Here is a 13,733-nt window from a genome sequence, read left to right on the forward strand (position 1 = left end):
AGCGGTGTCGCTAGGCGAGTGCGCAGCGCTCCGGCCCGCCACGGGTCAGTGGGATCCCGGTCGTCGTGACCACGTCGTACGCCGCCTGCCCGATGCGACCAGCAGCCGTGATGCGCCCGTCCGGACCGACGAGCCTCGCCGGACGCGTGGTCGAGCGCACCGCCGCCCACACGGTGTCGGCCTGCTCGGAGAGGAGCCGATGCCCCTCCGGGCCTACCTCGGGCTCGGACCAGCGCACCGCGAGCCGCCCGGACCGGAAGGCGCTCCCGTGTCCCTCGGGCTGCCCCCACTCGTCGTCCACGCGCCGGGAACGCAGGAGTTGCACGAGCGCCCGCCCGGTCAGCGCCGGCGTGATCTCGACGTCGGCGTCCGGATGGACATCGCCGGGCGGCTCGGCTCCGAACGGCAGGAGTAGGAACGCCTGAACGGTCCCACACTCGAACGCCTGCTCGACATGTCGGTGCAGGTGCACCGGGTGCCGTCCGGCCGGGCCCGGCGGGCTGCAGATCCAGGCGGCGCGGGGCGCCGCATCCGCGATCGCGCGGCCGACGCGCGCCTCGTCCTCGGGCGCCAACCAGATCGCGGTCGTCTTGGTGCGAGATCCCTTGTAGGCCATGAGGGCAGCATTTCACCGCATACGGGGAGGTGTCGAAGGCCCGGCGCCTGTCGGTGCCCGACCTTAGGCTCGGCACGCGAGCAAACATCCGTAGCGAGAAGGAGTCCGGTATGGGGACATGGGGTTCGGGACCGTTCGAGAACGACGGAGCGGGCGATCTGCTCGCCGGGCTGCGGGCGGGTGACTTCGCCGTCGACGACTTCACGAGTCACGTCGACGAGGGGTACCTCGAGGCAGACGATGCGCAGGCGGCGATCGCCTACGCCGAGGTCGTGGCGGTGGGCCACGGAATCGAGCCGGCGTCCCCGCATCTCGACGGCATCGACGCCGCCGCCTTCAGCGCGTCCCTGACGCCGGAGCAGCGCGCGTGGATTCTCACCACCCTCGAACGTGCGATCGCGGACAGCGACACCTCGGAGCTGCACGAGCTGTGGGCCGAGAACGGCCCCGAGGATCTCGAGGAGTGGCGTGCACCGGTCGCGCGCAGGCTGGAGAGCCTCAGGGCACTGGGCTGAGCTCCCCGGCAGGTCGCGACCCGCGTGTCACCGGGCCCGCAGGAACTGCCCGGTCCGCCGAGTACCCAGGGACTCGGCGGGCCGTCCGTTCCCGAAGACGTATTCGCCGCCGACGAACACTGCGGTGACGGCGTCGTCGTTGCGGTTCACCATCCGGGACAGGTTGTCGAACTCCGCGATCGGAGCCTCGGCGTACGCGTCGAGCGAGTCGTCGAGGTGCTCGGGATCGACGACCACCAGGTCGGCGCGGTCACCCTCGCGCAGGTGCCCGGCGTCCAGTCCGTACCAGTCGGCGAGTTCGCCGGTGAGACGGTGCACCGCGTGCTCGACCGTCGTGAACGGTCTGCCGTCGCGTTCGGCGTCGCGGACGCGGCGCAGGAACCGCAGCCCGAAGTTGTAGAACGCCATGTTCCGCAGGTGTGCGCCGGCGTCGGAGAAGCCCAGCTGCACACCGGGATCGGTGGCGAACACGTTGAGCACCTCGGGCCGGTGGTTGGAGATCGTGGTGCGCCAGCGCACCTTGGTGCCGTGCTCGACGACCAGATCGAGGAACGCGTCGACGGGGTGCAGTCCGCCGCGATCCACCCCGACCTGACCGAACGTCTTGCCGACCACGGATTCGTCCGGGCACTCGACGATCTCGGCGTCGAAGAAGTCGCGGTGCCACACCCGCGGGCCGTACTTCTTGTCGTAGTCTTTGCGGAACCGGCGACGGTAGTCGGTGTCGGCGAGCAGCGCGCGGCGCTCGTCGAGCTGATTCGACAGGTGCAGCGCCGCCGCGCCCGAGCCGAACTCCTCGAACACCGGTAGATCGATGCCGTCCGAGTACACCTCGAACGGTACCGGCAGGTGCTGCCACCGGAAGTCGCCGCCGAGCCGGTTGATCACCCGCGCCATGACCGGGAAGATGTGCGCCACAGCCGGAATCGCCTTGACGTCGGCGGCCGACAGCAGGCTCACCTTCAACCGCTCACGGTCGATGCCGAGGCTGCTGAGCGCCATCGTGACCAGACTCTGCGGGCGGGCCACGTCCGGTCCGCCCTGCAGGGCCCGGCCACGGCGCCGCAGGATCGCGTTGAGCCGTCGCCGTTCCCGCGTCGTCGCGTAGGTCGACGGGAGGGTGCGTGAGCGACACACCTCGCCGTCGAGCTTGTCGAACATCAGCTGCTGCGACGACATCCCGACGAAACCGGCGTCGAGCGCCTCGGTCAGTTGGGCCTCCATCACCGCGAGTTCGGCCGTGGTCGGACGCACCTTTTTGCGGGTGGCGCGGTCCAGGCCCATGAGGGCGGCTCGCATGTCGGAGTGCCCGACGAACGCCGCGACGTTCGGCCCCAGCGGCAGCGACTCGAGCGCGCCGACGTACTCACGCGCCGAACCCCACGTCTTGTGCGCGGCGAGCCCCTCGACGACGTGGCGGCGCGGGATCGCCTCCACCCGACCGAACAGGTCACCGGCGTCGGACGGCGTGACGTGCACCGTGGACAGTGAGCAGGAACCGATGAACACCGTCGTGATCCCGTGGCGGACCGACTCGTCGAGCGCGGGCCGCACCAGGATCTCGACGTCGTAGTGGGTGTGGATGTCGAGCATGCCCGGCATCACCCACTTGCCGGCCGCGTCGATCACCCGCGGACAGCCGGACTCGTCGAGCGGTTCGCGCGACACGGAGGCGACCCGTCCGTTGCGGATGCCGAGATTCCGTGTCGCCGAACCCGCTCCGGTCCCGTCGAACCACCGCCCGTTCTTGACGATCGCGTCGTAGTTCATCGGGACCCCTTCGCTCAGATGACGATCTGCTTGCGCATGGTCTTGCCGGTCGCATTGCGCGGCAACGGTTCCCCGGAGATCCGCCAGCGCGTGGGCACCTTGAAGTAGGAGAGGCGCTCGGCCGCGAACTCCCGGAGTTCGTCCTCGGTGGTGGATGCGCCGGGTCGCAGCACCACCACGGCGGCGACCTCCTGTCCGAGGTCGGGGTGGTCGACGCCGATCACCGCGCACTCGGCGACGTCCGGATGCTCGTCGAGGCACTGCTCGATCTCCACCGGATACACGTTCTCGCCGCCGCGCAGGATCAGGTCGGAGCGCCGGCCGGTGAGTCGGACCATGCCGTTCTCGATGACGCCGAAGTCTCCGGTGTGCAGCCAGCGGTCCTTCCGGATGGCGTCGGACGTCGCGGCGTCGTTCTCCCAGTAGCCGAGCATCACGTACGGGCTGCGCACACAGATCTCGCCCTCGGTGCCGTCGGGGACGGGGTCGCCGAACGGGTCCCGCACCTCGACGGTGACGCCGAGGATCGGGCGGCCCAGGGTGCCCGGGAAGGCCTGCAGGTCCATGGGCGTCGCGACCGAGATCGCGGTGCTGCACTCGGTGAGGCCGTAGCTGTCGACGAGTGCGTTGGCCGCGAACGGCAACTTCTCGCGCAGACGCTGCTGGAAGCCGGGGGACGACGGCGCCGACGCGAGCGCGAAGGCGGTGAGCGACGACGTGTCGTAGCGCGAGACGTCCTCGTGCTCGAGCAGGCGACCCGCCATGGTGGGCACCGCACCCCAGTTGGTGACCTTCTCCCGCTCGATGAGACGCAGCACGCGGTCCGCGTCGAACGAGCCCTGGTAGAGCACGACCGCGCTGCCGGTCGCGAGACGCGGGACGACGAGGTTGTGCAGGCTCGCGATGTGGAACAGCGGCGAGGTCAGCAGGTACCGGAGGTCGCTGGGACCGTCGCTCGGGGCCGCCCCCGAGAACGCCGCGAGCAGCGCGTCGCTGTACCGGTGGTAGTCGATGACGGCCAGCAGGTTCCGCTGCGAGTGCACCGCGCCCTTCGGCCGGCCGCTGGTGCCGGACGTGTAGAGGATCACCGCCGGATCGTCCTCGGCGACAGCGGTGTTCGGCAGCTCGGCACCGGCGAACTCGGCGATGAGACGGGGAAGATCGTCCTCCATCGTCAGGACCGGGACGTCGAGGTCGAGGCTGTCGAGCAGGGCGGCGCGCTTGGCATCGACGATGAGGACCGTCGGGCGGGTGTGCTCCACGCCGTACTCGATCTCCCGCGGCACCCACCACGCGTTGAACCCGACCGCGATCGCGCCGAGCGCCTGCGCGGCCCAGAACGATTCGACCCACTCGGGGGTGTTGGCGGCGAGGAGGCCGACGCGGTCGCCCTTGCCGACGCCGTAGCGCTCGCGCAGCGCGGTCGCGAGCGCGGCCACGTCGCGCACGTGGTCGGCGTAGCTGATCCGGCGGTCCTCGGTGACCAGGTAGTCGCGGTCGCCGTACGCGGCGGACGCGGCCAGGACGTCGCCCAGGGCCTTGTCGCGGTTCTTCATCACCGGCATGGTCGTGCCGAGGACTTCCTCCGGGGCGAACTCGAACCGGCCGCCCGGGCCGGTCAGCCCGGCCATGACCGAAGCGATGTAGGCCTGGGGGTCGACAGACTGGGTCACGGATGGATCCTTTCGACGAACGACTCTCGAGTGACGTGCGTCATAGTCAGGGGTGTCCGATTTCCTGTCAAGAGCGGTCTCGGTGAGTGGGGTCGGGATCGGGGACGCCCTCGACCAGGGCGGGGGCCGACCGCGCGCCGCTGGTCGACGACACCCCGCGAGTGTGGCACGCGAGCGCCCTGCCGCGGGGCGGATCAGGGTGCGAGGGCTGCGTTGTGGGCGGTGAGCAGTGCCCCGAGGAGGTAGTGCCCGTCCGTCGAATCGAGTGGGACGACACCACCGACCGCCGTGACCGCGGGGTGCTCGGTGGCGGTCGGGGCGGCGGCGAACATCCACGCGAGATTGTTCTCGTCGTGCCGCGGCCGGTACTGCAATCCGTCGATGCCGGGGTTCGCGGCGAGGACGGCTGCGGCCCAGCGCCGGGTCGCGAGGTAGCCGGACGGGTCGCACTTGGTGAGCCACACATCGGCGTTGAGCCGCGCCGCGCCGGTGCCGGTCAGGTCGGCGACGCGCACCGGCCGGGTCGTACGCAGCTCGCTCAGCACGCGGCCGCGGATCTGGATGCGCGGAATCAGCCGGGGGGACTGGTCGACCGGAAGGTTGCGGCACAGCGTCTCCGCGACTGCCGCTGCCGGGCTGTCGCCGAGGTAGAGGTACGCGTACGAGCCGTCGAGGCTGTCGAAGCGGCCCCCGATGCGCACACGCGGGCGCGGTGTCGGGTTGAGGTCCGCGGCACCACGGGTGGCGCTGTGGATGCGCCACACCGACGTGTCGGCGGGGACGGTCGTGATCAGCGCGGGCGGCAGTACGGCGGGCGGGTCCGGGTACTCCACCGGTCAGTCCGCGATCAGGTCGTCTGCCATGTCCCGCAAGTCCTGGTCGTGTCCGCCGGCGACGGCGAGCATGGCGGGGGAGCGGGGGTCGTCGGCGAACGCCGTCGGGTTCAGCCACCACGACGCCGCGCCCCACGGATCGTCCTTGGCGCCGATGACGCGGTTGATCTCGGCGACGATGGGCCGCACCTCGCGTCGCTCGGGATCGAACTGGAAGGCCGGAAAGAGTTTGTGCCCGGCTGCGGGCAGCGCGACGACGGCGCCTGCGGACGCCAGGCGGCTTGCCGTGTTCCGGCTGGTGGCCGACCTCCCGAGGGCGCGGCTGACGGCGGTGGAGTCGAGCATCTGGTGCTCGTCGACGAGCGAGCGCAGTGCCGACGACACGATGCGGGTGCGGGCGACCGCGGCGGCGGCCGGGTTGGCGACGGCGCGTTCGTGCTGCAGCGCCAGTGCCGGTCCCATCGCCAGCAGTGCGGTCACGTCGTCACGCACCGGCCGCAGATTGGGACGGCGGGCGAACTCCTCGGACAGCAGCTCCACCAGGTCCTCATCGGACAGGGCGTGGATCGAGTCTCGGGCACGGTCGCGGTCGGCGAGCATGGGCACACCTCCAGATGTGCCACCATCGTACCGCGTACCAACTGTGTCAGCCAGGGAGCCGGGAGGGACCGGGCGTCCCCGCGGCGGGTCGCTCCCTCCTCGAGTCTCCGGCCGGGTGATGATCGAGGGCATGGAGCACACGGGCGCCCGAACAGGCGACATCGTCGGAGAGGCGTACTCGGGCCGATCCGGGGAGTACATCGATCTCTTCGGCGTGATGACGTCGACGCACCCGTCCGATCGGGCGCTGGTGGGCAGCTGGGCGGAAACGCTCAGCGGCCCCGTGCTCGATGCCGGCTGCGGGCCGGGACAGTGGACCGACTTTTTGACCGGGTGCGGATCGGCGGCCGAAGGCATCGACCTCGTTCCGGAGTTCGTCGACCGCGCCCGTGCGGAGTATCCGCACCTCTCGTTCGCCCGCGGCAGCTTCGACGCCCTCGACGCCGCAGACGACTCGCTGGGCGGTGTCCTCGCCTGGTACTCGCTGATCCACCACCGACCGCAGGACATCCGGATCCCTCTCGCGGAGTTCGCGCGCGTGATCCGGCCGGGCGGAGGGTTGCTGGTGGGCTTCTTCGAAGGGCACGTGGTGGAACCCTTCGACCACGCCGTCGCCACTGCCTATCGGTGGCCGGTGGCCGAACTGGGCCGGGAGCTGACCGCGGCCGGCTTCACGGTGATCGAGACCCACACGCGGACGTCGAGCGACCAACGGCCGCACGGCGCCATCACCGCCCGGCGGTAGGCCGCGCCTCCAGCAGTCGCAGCCACACCTCACTCACCGTCGGGTACGAGGGAACCGCGTGCCACAGGCTCTCGAGGGGCACTTTGCCCACGACCGCGACGGTCGCGGCGTGCACCAGTTCGGCGACACCCGAGCCGACGAACGTGGCGCCGACGATCGTGTCGCTCGCGCGATCGATCACCAGTGACGCGCGGCCGGAGTAGTCGTCGCGGGACAGTGCGGCGCCCGCGACGTCGATGTCCACAGCGACCACGTCGACGTCCACTCCGTCTGCGCGAGCTTGGCTTTCGGTGAGTCCGACGGCCGCGACCTCGGGTGTCGTGAACACCACTTGCGGCACCTGACCGTGGTCGGCCGACGCGACGAAGCGGGATCCGTCCAGCGGCCGGCCCTCCGCGCGGGCCGCGATCACGTCGCCGCACACCCGGGCCTGGTACTTGCCCATGTGGGTCAGCAGCGCCCGGCCGTTGACGTCGCCCACCGCGTACAGCCAGTCGCCGTCCACCCCGGTGACCGTCAGGTGATCGTCGACCGTGACGTAGCCGTGGTCGGGAAGCCCGACCTGATCGAGGCCCAGGCCCGCGGTGGCCGGCGTGCGCCCGGCCGCGACCAGGACCTCGTCGACCGTCAACTCCGGATCGGACCCGTCGCCGCTCACACTCAGCGTCACGGGGCCGCCGTGGACCCGGCCGACACCGGTGTCGGCGACGTCGGGTCGAGCGGCCGACTGCAATGACGCGCCGAACCGGATGTTCACGCCGTGCTTGCGCAGCTTCTCGGCGACCATCTCGCCCGCGAACGGTTCGGTCCGCTCGAGCAGCGCCGACCCGCGGACCAGGAGCGTCACTTCGTCGGCGCCGAGTTCGTGCAGCCACGTCGCGGCCTCGCACGCGACGACGCCACCGCCTACCACCGCGAGACGTTTCGGTACCTCCCGGACGTTCGTGGCGTCGCGCGACGTCCACGGCAGCGCGGCCCGTAGACCGGGTAGATCGGGCACGCTCGCCGTGGTGCCGGTCGCGAGGACCACCGCATGCCGGGCGCGCAGCACGCGCTCTCCCACCGTGACCTCGCGGACTCCGGTGATCCGGGCACTGCCGCGGATCACGTCGATGCCGACCGAATCCGCCCACAACACCTGCGACGAGTCGTCGAGGTTGTGGGTGAACTCGTCGCGGCGCGCCAGGACGGCCTCGGTGTCGAGGCCGTACGCGTTGACCTTCTCCTCCACACCCGGCATGTGCCGGGCAGTGCCCAGTACCTCGACGGGTCTGAGCAGCGCCTTCGACGGCATGCACGCCCAATACGAACACTCGCCGCCCACCAACTGGTGTTCGACGAGTGCCGCGGTGCGGTTACTGCCGGCGATGGCGTAGGCCGCCGCGTTCTCCCCGGCCGGCCCGCCTCCGATCACGATGACGTCGAACTCTTCGGAAGCCATGGATCCACGGTAAGCCGGGGAGAACGGTTTCGCGCTGGTTCCGGTCCGCCTCAGCGCGGAGAACGATGCTCGAACAGGCGCTTCGCCCAGACGTACCCGAACAGGCCGATTCCGACGATCCATGCTGCCGCGAGTGCCGCGTTCGCGCCGATCGGAGCGCCGAGGAGCAGGCCGCGCAGGGTTTCGATGACCGGGCTGAACGGCTGGTACTCGGCGAACCAACGCACCGCGGTGGGCATCGAATCGGTGGGGACGAACCCGCTGCCCAGGAACGGCAGCAGGATCAGGAACATCGGCAGATTGCTCGCCGTCTCGACGCTCTGCGAGACCAGCCCGAGCGCGACCGACAGCCACGTGATCGCCAGTGTGAAGGCCGCGAGCAGACCGATCGCGGCGAACCACTCCACCGGCCCGGCGGTGGGCCGGAAGCCGACGAGAACCGCGACGCCGGTCACCACCGCGAGGCTGAACATCGTCTGGATCATGCTGCCGACGACGTGTCCGGTGAGGACCGATGCGCGCGATATCGCCATCGTGCGGAAGCGCGCGATGATGCCCTCGGTCATGTCGGTCGCGACCGAGATCGCCGTTCCCTGAGCCGAACTCGCCACGGTCATCAGCAGGATGCCGGGCGTGACGTAGTCGACGTACGTGCCGCGACCGCCCGCGGGATCGCCGAGTCCCGCACCGAGTGTGCCGCCGAAGACGTAGACGAACAGCAGCAGGAGCACGACGGGCATCCCGATGAGCATGACCGTCATCGAGGGATACCGGAGCATGTGCCGCAGGTTGCGCCGCAGCATCGTCGCCGAATCGGTCACGGCGTAGGAGAGGGTGGTCATCGTGAAGCCTCCTTCGGGGAGTCGGACCGGGCGGTGAGAGCGAAGAACACGTCGTCGAGATCGGGTGTGTGAATCGAGAGGTCGGTGACCTCGATCGCATCGGCGTCGAGTCTGTCGAGGATCGACCGCAGCGACGGGACGCTGCCGTCGCCGGGGACCTGCAGGGTGAGTGTCTCGTCGTCGCGGGTGGAGTCGGCGAGAGACCGTGCAGCCGAGGACAGCTCGTCGATGTCCGCGAACCGCAGGCGGACGTGGCCGCCCGGTACGAGTTGCTTGAGGTCGGCCGGAGTGCCGTCGGCGACCAATCGGCCCCCGTCGAGCACCGCGATCCGGTCCGCCAGCTGATCGGCCTCGTCGAGGTACTGCGTGGTGAGGAAGATGGTGACGCCGTCGGCGACCAGCTCGCGCACGATGTCCCACATGGTCCGGCGACTGCGCGGGTCGAGTCCCGTCGTCGGTTCGTCCAGGAAGATGATGCGAGGGCGTCCCACGAGCGTCATCGCGAGGTCGAGTCGGCGCCGCATGCCGCCCGAGTAGCTCGCCGCCGGCTTCGACGCCGCGTCCGACAGGTCGAATCGTTCGAGTAGTTCGGCGGTGCGGCGGCGCTCGTCGCGCCGACCGAGATGGTGGAGATCGGCCATCAGCGTGAGGTTCTCGGCGCCGGTGAGCAGACCGTCCACCGCCGAGAACTGGCCGGTGACGCCGATCGCGGACCGGACCGCGTCGGGATCCCGGGCCAGGTCGTGACCCGCCACCCGGACCTCGCCGGCGTCGGGCCGGACGAGCGTGGAGAGGATGTTCACCACCGTGGTCTTTCCGGCACCGTTGGGGCCGAGCAAAGAGAAGATGCTGCCCTCGGTGATGTCGAGATCGATGCCGTCGAGGACCACTTTGTCCCCGAACGACTTCCGGAGGGAGCGAACTCGAACTGCCGATGCTGTGGAGACTGTTGCCGTCATGGTTGCGCCTTTCGAGTCGGGATCCGCTCGGGCTGGGAGCGGCGAACGATGATGTCGCCGAAGCTCGTACGCGCTCGCAACTCGACGCGTTCCTCGGTCGTTGCGGGGCCGGAGGTTTCGGAGAGAAGGTTGTGGACCTTGCCGAACGAGGTGTGCGCGTCGACGCGTGCCGCAGTTCCCTCGCGGATACCAGTCTCGACCTCGCCGTTTCCGGTACGGAGCGAGACGACGCCGCGCGTCACCTCGCCGATCCGGACGTCGCCGTTGGCGGTCGCGGCGTCGACGTCGCCACCGGTGCTACCGACGACGATGTCGCCGTTCGCGGTCTTGACCCGTAGGTCCCCGGTGACGGATCCGATTCGATTGTGGCCGTTGGAGTTCTCGACGAGTGCGTTGCCGCCGACGTGCCGGACCTCGATTCGGCCGGATCCCGTCGACAGATCGGCGTCACCACCGACGGTCTCGACGGTGATCGCGCCGGCGCCGGTGTTCACGGTCAGATCGCGAGTGCCGTCGAGGCGGACGTCTCCCGTCGCCGTCTTCACGCGGCAGTTGCCGAGCCGGCCGTCGGCGCGGACCGCGCCGACAGAGGCATCCGCCTCGACTGCGGAATCGATCGGTAGTTCGACGGTGATGTCGACCGATCCGACCTTGCCCCATACGCCGAGCACTCGGGGTCGGGGTGCCTTGACGACGAGTCGGCCCGACGCGAACTCGACGCGGGTCTGTTCGGCCGCGCGCACGTCCAGTTCGCGATGCGGATCGCTGGGGCGGATCTCCACGACCGTGTCGTCCCGGTCGGTGGCGGTGAGGGTGGCATCGCCGACGGCGAAGGAGAGGGTGGCCGAAATCGGTTCGGGGGTGCTGAATGTGGGCATCGTGATCCTCGGTGTGTGATGTTCGGGGTGTCGGGCGCAGGGGGTTCAGCGAACCCAGCCGGTGAAACGGTCGCCGCCCGTCGGGGCGCGACGGTCGGGGCGTCGGGTGCCTCCGCTCTCGTCCAGCGCTGTCGTGGCGGACCGGACGAGCCAGGCGTTGACCGACATACCGGCGCCGCGGGCGGCGTCCTCGACGCGATCCTTGAGGTCCTGGGGCAGACGGAGATTGATCCGGGTCATGGGGCCCTCGTCGACCTCGGCGACGCGGGAGGTGGATTCGGGGCTCGGGGGTTCCTCGGTGTCGCGCGCGGGTTCGCCGGGCGGGCGAGTGACGACGAAGCTCGGCTCGCGACCCCGCAGGCGCAGATCGACCGATCCCGGCGCGAGATCGCGGGTGATCTCACCGGCGGCTGCCGACAGCGCGTCGAGCAGGGCCAGACGCACCGCCGAGTCGAGGGGTGCGGTCAGGCGCTCCGCGAGCGCCCGGGCGTCGGGACCGCCCGCCTCGGCCGCCACCGCGAGGTCGTGCTGAAGGGCGCTGACGTATGGTTCCAAGTTCATGGCACCACTATGGCATCACTATGGTGCCATGTAAATGGGTTTCACGAAATTGATGGTGCCAAACTGGCGCCGCGTGGTGCCATCGGTCACCACGGACGGGCTGCGAGCCCCCGTTTCGCCAGCTCGGCGACGGCCAGGTCGCGCAGTCGACCAGGGTCCCCGAAGTGTTGTGGATCGACGCCGACCAGCGACAGCGTGTAGATGTCGTCGGTCGAGCACAGGTACCCGGACAGTCGTGTGGTGGTCGAGGCGGGTCGGTCCGCCGACAGCCCGGGATGCATCGCCCGGGTCGCGACACCGGTGGTCCGGTAGGGGCCGAGTGATGTCAGGGAGCGGGGCAGCCGGCCGATGTTCGAGCACAGGGCGTCGCGTTCCCCGGCCCCGACGGTCAGGCGGTTCGCGATGCCGTCGGGCAGGATCTGCGCGATCTCCTCGGGAAAGCCGGACGGGGCACCCATCGGTGGCCGGGCGAACGCCTCCCGGCTCAGCCGGCGTATGTCGGACAGTGAATCATCTGGTGATGCAACGACTTCGGTGATGACCATCGCGTTGTCGACGGTGTGGGAGGCGCGGGTGTCGACCGGCACGCTGATGTGCAGCGGCATCGGAACGCCGGCGGCATCGGCGACAGCGGTGACGAGTGAGATGAACAGGCTGTTCGCGGTGCCACCGCCGGCCGCGGCCGTCGCGTCCCACGCGGCGGTATCGACGTCGAGGATCGCGGAGACGGTGCCGGTCGTGACGTGCGTGCTATCCGGCCGACGATCCGCGGCCGCGGCCTCGCGGAACTCGCGCAGCTCGCGACGCCGGTGCGCGCTGAACACCAGGCCCAGCGAGGCTGTCGTTCCGTCGATCAGGACCCCGCCGACGGTCCGGGCCGCGTCCGAGACGTCCGACGTCCGTGCCGGGGCGGGGGCCGGTGACTCGCCGGTGAGCGCGGCGGCCGCCGCCGACACGAGCCCGCGGGCGTCGGCGACGACGTGCGAGCACACCAGCGAGATGGCGGTGCCGCCGTCGGGCGTGGGCGCCGCGGACAGCGCCCACGCGGGCCCGTACTCCGGGTCGACATCGACGTCGGCACGCGCATCGGCCCACGTCACCACGTCCTCGACCGGGTGCGTCTCGTAACGCAGCGGATGGGTGGCGGTGCTCGCCTCCCAGCGCATGCGGGCCCCGGGTACCCGGGGCCGAACGACGCGACGCCCGAGCGCGCCCCGCGAGAGCGCCTCGTGAACGGCCTCGAGCACCCGGACGTCCACCGCGTCGGCGCTGCGCCACAGGCCCTGCATCACGATCGGCAGCCCGTAACCGTGATGCCTGCGCAGGAAGATCTCGTCCACCATCGAAAGCCGGTCCATGAGGGCGGACGTTACCGTCAGACGTCGTCGAAGCTGCCGTGCCGGCCCTCGCCCGCCGTGAAGCGCGCCGCACCCGAGAGCGCGTCGACCGTCACGGCCACCATGCCGTGCCGGAACTCACCGGCCAACGCGTCCTGTTCGGAGAGGCCCTCCTGCTCGAGCAGCGACATGCGGTCCTCCCGCAGGCAGGTCTGCGGGAAGGCCGCCAGTTCCGCGGCCAGTTCCTCGGCGGCGGCCCGGGCACGGCCGGGTGGCACCACACGGTTCACCAGGCCGATCGCGAGGGCCTCCTCGGCGTCGACGGCCCGCCCGGTGAGCACGAGGTCCATCGCTCGGCCGGCGCCGACGATCCGCGGCAACCGGACGGTGCCGCCGTCGATGAGCGGCACACCCCAGCGTCGGCAGAACACGCCGAAGACGCTGTCGGCCTCCGCGACTCGCAGGTCGGCCCACAGCGCCAGTTCGAGACCGCCCGCCACCGCGTGGCCGGACACGGCAGCGATCACGGGCTTGGACAGGCACATCCGGGTCGGCCCCATCGGGCCGTCACCGTCCGGGGTGACGTGATTCGATCGTTCGGTCCCGAGCGCCTTGAGATCGGCCCCGGCGCAGAACGTGCCGCCCTCACCCCACAACACCGCGACCGCGGCGTCCGGATCGTCGTCGAACTCGCGGAAGGCAGCTGCCAGCGCCGCGGCGGTGGGACCGTCCACGGCGTTGCGGACCTCGGGTCGGGACAGCACGATCGTCGTGACTGCCCCGGCCTTCTCACTGCGTACCGGCATGATCCGACGCTACTCGCGGTCGTCCGGCCGGCTGGGCCGAATCCGCGAGTTCGACGACGAAACCGGTTCGCGGCGGACCCGAGCGCATAATTGGAGGGGATGAACCCGTTCGTCCGCACCGGTGCGAGACCGGTTCGCACGGAGTCACGGAGCACGT

The 13,733-nt window shown here is 70.5% G+C and carries 14 protein-coding genes; 2 read left to right on the top strand and 12 right to left on the bottom strand.

Annotated elements, in window-relative coordinates; all coding sequences use genetic code 11:
- Nucleotides 1-10: 10 nt before the first annotated feature.
- Nucleotides 11-616, bottom strand: coding sequence for a hypothetical protein (locus ABEU20_RS08320; RefSeq protein ID WP_420163949.1), 606 nt, complete (start codon nt 614-616; stop codon nt 11-13).
- A gap of 110 nt (nt 617-726) precedes the next feature.
- Here ABEU20_RS08320 and ABEU20_RS08325 point away from each other — a divergent pair, with 110 nt between their 5' ends.
- Entirely contained in the window at nt 727-1,131 is a 405-nt protein-coding gene (locus tag ABEU20_RS08325) for a DUF4259 domain-containing protein (protein ID WP_420163950.1), read from the top strand.
- A 27-nt stretch (nt 1,132-1,158) separates the two neighbouring features.
- Here ABEU20_RS08325 and ABEU20_RS08330 read toward each other — a convergent pair whose 3' ends face one another.
- The 4 genes from ABEU20_RS08330 to ABEU20_RS08345 form a co-directional block, all read right to left on the bottom strand.
- Nucleotides 1,159-2,901, bottom strand: a complete 1,743-nt coding sequence (locus tag ABEU20_RS08330) for an N-acyl-D-amino-acid deacylase family protein (protein ID WP_420163951.1) — start codon at nt 2,899-2,901, stop codon at nt 1,159-1,161.
- Nucleotides 2,902-2,915: 14 nt separating this feature from the next.
- Nucleotides 2,916-4,574 (bottom strand): class I adenylate-forming enzyme family protein, encoded by a 1,659-nt coding sequence (locus tag ABEU20_RS08335; RefSeq protein ID WP_420163952.1) that lies wholly within the window; start codon nt 4,572-4,574, stop codon nt 2,916-2,918.
- Between the two features lie 194 nt (nt 4,575-4,768).
- On the bottom strand, nt 4,769-5,407 hold the full coding sequence (locus ABEU20_RS08340) for an RES family NAD+ phosphorylase (RefSeq protein ID WP_420163953.1): 639 nt from the start codon (nt 5,405-5,407) through the stop codon (nt 4,769-4,771).
- 3 nt (nt 5,408-5,410) lie between these two features.
- The gene (locus tag ABEU20_RS08345; RefSeq protein ID WP_420163954.1) at nt 5,411-6,007 is read right to left on the bottom strand and encodes a hypothetical protein; all 597 of its coding nucleotides are present in this window, start codon (nt 6,005-6,007) and stop codon (nt 5,411-5,413) included.
- A 130-nt stretch (nt 6,008-6,137) separates the two neighbouring features.
- Here ABEU20_RS08345 and ABEU20_RS08350 point away from each other — a divergent pair, with 130 nt between their 5' ends.
- A complete protein-coding gene (locus ABEU20_RS08350) occupies nt 6,138-6,752 on the top strand; it encodes a class I SAM-dependent methyltransferase (protein ID WP_420163955.1) in 615 nt (204 codons plus the stop codon).
- Here ABEU20_RS08350 and ABEU20_RS08355 read toward each other — a convergent pair.
- The 7 genes from ABEU20_RS08355 to ABEU20_RS08385 all read right to left on the bottom strand — a co-directional run bounded on the left by ABEU20_RS08355 (nt 6,736) and on the right by ABEU20_RS08385 (nt 13,576).
- Entirely contained in the window at nt 6,736-8,193 is a 1,458-nt protein-coding gene (locus ABEU20_RS08355; RefSeq protein ID WP_420163956.1) for a dihydrolipoyl dehydrogenase family protein, read from the bottom strand. The two genes, ABEU20_RS08350 and ABEU20_RS08355, sit on opposite strands and share 17 nt — an antisense overlap.
- 50 nt (nt 8,194-8,243) lie before the next feature.
- Entirely contained in the window at nt 8,244-9,035 is a 792-nt protein-coding gene (locus ABEU20_RS08360) for an ABC transporter permease (protein ID WP_420163957.1), read from the bottom strand.
- The gene (locus ABEU20_RS08365) at nt 9,032-9,994 is read right to left on the bottom strand and encodes an ATP-binding cassette domain-containing protein (RefSeq protein WP_420163958.1); all 963 of its coding nucleotides are present in this window, start codon (nt 9,992-9,994) and stop codon (nt 9,032-9,034) included. Before ABEU20_RS08365 ends, ABEU20_RS08360 begins: the two co-directional genes overlap by 4 nt.
- The gene (locus ABEU20_RS08370; RefSeq protein WP_420163959.1) at nt 9,991-10,872 is read right to left on the bottom strand and encodes a DUF4097 family beta strand repeat-containing protein; all 882 of its coding nucleotides are present in this window, start codon (nt 10,870-10,872) and stop codon (nt 9,991-9,993) included. The genes ABEU20_RS08365 and ABEU20_RS08370 overlap by 4 nt, the downstream gene beginning before the upstream one ends.
- 45 nt (nt 10,873-10,917) lie before the next feature.
- The gene (locus ABEU20_RS08375) at nt 10,918-11,433 is read right to left on the bottom strand and encodes a hypothetical protein (protein ID WP_420163960.1); all 516 of its coding nucleotides are present in this window, start codon (nt 11,431-11,433) and stop codon (nt 10,918-10,920) included.
- An 86-nt stretch (nt 11,434-11,519) separates the two neighbouring features.
- A complete protein-coding gene (locus ABEU20_RS08380) occupies nt 11,520-12,791 on the bottom strand; it encodes a hypothetical protein (RefSeq protein ID WP_420163961.1) in 1,272 nt (423 codons plus the stop codon).
- A 17-nt stretch (nt 12,792-12,808) separates the two neighbouring features.
- Nucleotides 12,809-13,576: a crotonase/enoyl-CoA hydratase family protein gene (locus ABEU20_RS08385; protein WP_420163962.1), complete on the bottom strand. Its 768-nt coding sequence runs from the start codon at nt 13,574-13,576 to the stop codon at nt 12,809-12,811.
- Nucleotides 13,577-13,733 lie beyond the last annotated feature (157 nt).

Origin of the sequence: Rhodococcus parequi, from assembly GCF_046042785.1 — a bacterium.
GTDB lineage: Bacteria > Actinomycetota > Actinomycetes > Mycobacteriales > Mycobacteriaceae > Prescottella > Prescottella parequi.